Below are 3,560 nucleotides of genomic sequence, written 5' to 3'. Positions count from 1 at the left end.
TTCTGTAAATCAATCCAGAAGAGTTCTTTGAATTCTTCTGAATAGGTTATGCTTTTGATAGATACTTTCTTTACATATGGATTCTTTTCGAGTTCCTTTACTTGTTCATCACTAAAATAGTTTACTCCCATAATAACACCACCATTCTATAATCATTATACTACGCAAAATAAAAACCCTGTAAAACAGGGTCACGAAATAAATATCCTTTTTTATCGTGTCCTTTTTACAGGGGCCATTTTAACGAAATAAATATCCTTTTTTTATCGTGTCCTTTTTACAGGGTCCATTTTAAACATCCAGTAACCCTTTTATGATATTTGACTTATTTACCCCAAGGCAACAAATTTGAAATAAACTCTTGAAGTTCTTTAATGCTAAATAGCCATGAACCAATAACTACTATAGCAATTATCAAGCAAATCCAATTCAATTTTTCTATTTTAAATAATTTTGCATCCTTATCATTGATTGTAAAGATGAACTTAACCAAAATATAAATAGTATTGATTAGAACAAACGCCAAAAAATCAATAGTCAATAACAGCCTATATATACTAGCTGCGGAGATGCTTTGTAAGACAGATGTAGAAAATGTAATTCCACCAACAAACGCTAAGACTATAGAAGCAAATATACCAAGTATAGATATATACTCCCTTTCTACGCCCTTCACCTGTTGTTGCAATTTAACTTTCGCATCTTCAATACTAGCTGCAAAAATATTATTTGCATTTTCTATTTGACTTATCGCCAATTGAAAATGATCATAAATTTTAACAATTATTTTTTTAGTATCTGCACCAACATGATTTTTCTCATCCAATGAATAGAGTAGTAACTTCTCAACATTCGTCGCAAAGATTCCTCTTTTTTCCATTTCTAAAGAATAAATATAGTTACTAATTTCTGAATATAGAATTCTTTCTAATTTATCTGGCGACTCTATATAAGCATTGATATTCCTAACTATCACCTTTGGATCATATTTTCGTGACTCCATTGATAATGCCTTACAAATACAATTCATTTCTCTCTTAGTATAATTATATTTTGACGAATTTTCGATTACAAAAGGCTTTTTATCTTCAGTGCGCAATAATTTTTCTAAATCATCATTAGGCATTAAAATACTCCTTTATCGCATCCAGTGTAATCTCATTATTTCTATATGGAGCATAAGCATTCATCCAAGGAGACTGCCTATGTGTTAACGCAACAAGATCAGTTGCTGAATAATCTGAAAACTTATCTACAACTTTATTAATACGATTTTTATCTTCATCAGTAATAACATCATCATTAAATTTTACTCTTTCAGTATTCCAAATATTGTCCGTATCAAATAAAATATAAGACTCTATTGTTGGTATATCTCCACTACCATATTGCTTATACTCATGATATGCAGCAGGAACAACTGGGCCAAAATTCCATGCTTCGATTTTATCATCAAAACAAGGTGCATTTTTTGTTTTGTCAATTAGAAAATAAGCCTGAATAAAATAAAGAACCTTTTGTAGTTTTAAATTAGAAATACCATACTCTTTTTCATTGCTATAATTAATCACATGACGACATACTTCTAAAACATCATAACCCATATATAACATCCTCCTTCCTTTGTCTGTATATATTAACATTTTCCTGCTTTTTTGTACATTTATTTATATTTTCATGTACTTATATTACATACTTCCAATACTTTTTTTCCATATTTTTATCCCAACACATATTTTTTACTTCATTCATGCATTTAAACAGTTTAATTTTCTTTGCAACCGAAAATGGTTGCTTATTATGCATAAATCTCCTATAAATCGAATAGCTAATTCCTGCTTAAGTAGACCAAAGAATGATTTGAATGAACTACCTAGTTCCTTCAGTATCTGCTGTGCCATATCATAATTAAACGTACTATAGTTATCAGACGTCTTCAGAAGTGCATAGTTCTTCTAATAGTTAAGATACTTGCCTTCTGCAAAGTAGTGCTGTCTGATGTTATAGATTGCCTGCTTAGTAAGTTTTTTCGCTATAAGAAATAATTTCCTGATAGAACGATAGTCTTCCTTGAACAGATGCTTCGCCTGCTGCCTAATCGTAAAATACATATATTGAGCTTCCTATATGTATTATACCATTCCTTACTCAAGAATTTCTCAATCAAATGCATTAATGGCATTCATCCCCACCTATATTCTTTATATTGAGGCAGGGATCAAGTTTTTTATATATAAAAGAGCGCTCACGCGCTCTAATCTGGAATTCTATTATATCTCTTTCCATTTACTTCAAGTTCATCATTGTTTATTCTATTAAGGTGAATAGTCTGATCAATCTCTTTTGATTTATAATCATTCGTACTTTCATAATCATAAGTCTGACAATAGAATTTTACATCGTTATTTGTTCGACTTCCTACATATACGCATTTATAAGATGATTTTCTATCCTCATCCCTATTTGTTTCAAAGAATGCTACATCATCACCACGTATATCAAAATAATTTCCTTCTAGGTCTCCTTCTATCTTCCATATTCCATCATATACATGGTTAATATCATAATTTACTTTTGCATAGATACCACCACCAAGTAGAATAACACATACGACAATGAGTGAAACAAATACTTTTTATTCTTCTTGAATGCATGGCAGAATGCCATAAATGTACTTTTGATAGATTCTTCGTCTTCAGGATCTTCTATTTTTGGTTCATGTAACATCTTACCCTGAGTAGTAAGTATCACTCCTATACCATTTATTACTTTTCCAAATACCCATACAAGAATCATTAAGAATACGAAAATGACTGCGTAATAGATTTTTCTACTTAGTAAATAATTATTTCCTAGATAAAAATACAAAAGAAATGCATTCACTAATATACCTATTAGCGTAAAAATCTTTGATAATGCTTTAAGTTCCCTTCCTAATCTATAGTGCATAATTAATCTCCCTTCATTATTCGATTAACATGTATTATATCATACGATATTTACAAAAAGCCTCTATCTTCACAAGATGCTCAATACTTACATCTATATTCACAATCTATATAATTAGAAAATCCTTACATTGTATTGACACAAAAAAAACGTTAACCAGAAAGTTAGCAACCAGAATATTATTCTAGATTCTAGAAGATATTCACCATGTATAATTTAACTTTTTTGCTAATATGTTACGATGTAGATAAAGAAAAGGTCGGTATGGAGATTTCAAAAAAACATGTCCATCGGTCTGAGCAGAGACCTAAAACCTGCATCCATTATAGAGAGAACTCCACAGAGTTCCTTTTTTATTGAAAAAAAGTTCTTTCAATCGAAAGAACTAAAATGTATGTTGGTTTATTTACTGTTTTAACATAAATCATTTATGCTATTTTGATAAATATTTATGTTATTTTTCATTTATTTATCTTATTTAATGATTTTACAGATAGTGTAAAATATTTTGTGTAAATTATGATTTTTCAATTATAGAAAATGGACATATTTCCTAGTAAAATTAAGTCGACCAAAACATTAATCTAAGGAGATATGCCCATGAATTATTT

The 3,560-nt window shown here is 29.6% G+C and carries 5 protein-coding genes; all 5 read right to left on the bottom strand.

Features of this window, described 5'->3' with window-relative positions:
• A partial coding sequence (locus H8909_RS13835) for an HTH domain-containing protein (protein WP_369409821.1) occupies positions 1-131 on the bottom strand: 131 nt, incomplete at its 3' end.
• A 194-nt stretch (positions 132-325) separates the two neighbouring features.
• Positions 326-1,126 carry a hypothetical protein gene (locus H8909_RS12695; protein WP_187013082.1) on the bottom strand — a complete coding sequence of 267 codons (801 nt, stop codon included), beginning with the start codon at positions 1,124-1,126 and terminating at the stop codon, positions 326-328.
• Positions 1,119-1,604, bottom strand: a complete 486-nt coding sequence (locus H8909_RS12690; protein WP_187013081.1) for a Panacea domain-containing protein — start codon at positions 1,602-1,604, stop codon at positions 1,119-1,121. Before H8909_RS12690 ends, H8909_RS12695 begins: the two co-directional genes overlap by 8 nt.
• A gap of 351 nt (positions 1,605-1,955) precedes the next feature.
• Positions 1,956-2,111 carry a hypothetical protein gene (locus tag H8909_RS12685; protein WP_187013080.1) on the bottom strand — a complete coding sequence of 52 codons (156 nt, stop codon included), beginning with the start codon at positions 2,109-2,111 and terminating at the stop codon, positions 1,956-1,958.
• Positions 2,112-2,568: 457 nt separating this feature from the next.
• Entirely contained in the window at positions 2,569-2,949 is a 381-nt protein-coding gene (locus H8909_RS12680) for a hypothetical protein (protein WP_187013079.1), read from the bottom strand.
• Positions 2,950-3,560: the final 611 nt, after the last annotated feature.

It is taken from the genome of Catenibacterium faecis (assembly GCF_014306455.1).
GTDB lineage: Bacteria > Bacillota_I > Bacilli_A > Erysipelotrichales > Coprobacillaceae > Catenibacterium > Catenibacterium mitsuoka_A.
The sequence above is the reverse complement of the archived record's forward strand: the minus strand, read 5'-3'. Positions and strand labels throughout refer to the sequence as shown.

Coding starts and splice junctions, on each gene's coding strand:
- H8909_RS12695 (WP_187013082.1), bottom strand. CDS start 1,126: ATGCCTAATGATGATTTAGAAAAATTATTGCGCACTGAAGATAAAAAG.
- H8909_RS12690 (WP_187013081.1), bottom strand. CDS start 1,604: ATGGGTTATGATGTTTTAGAAGTATGTCGTCATGTGATTAATTATAGC.
- H8909_RS12685 (WP_187013080.1), bottom strand. CDS start 2,111: ATGTATTTTACGATTAGGCAGCAGGCGAAGCATCTGTTCAAGGAAGAC.
- H8909_RS12680 (WP_187013079.1), bottom strand. CDS start 2,949: ATGCACTATAGATTAGGAAGGGAACTTAAAGCATTATCAAAGATTTTT.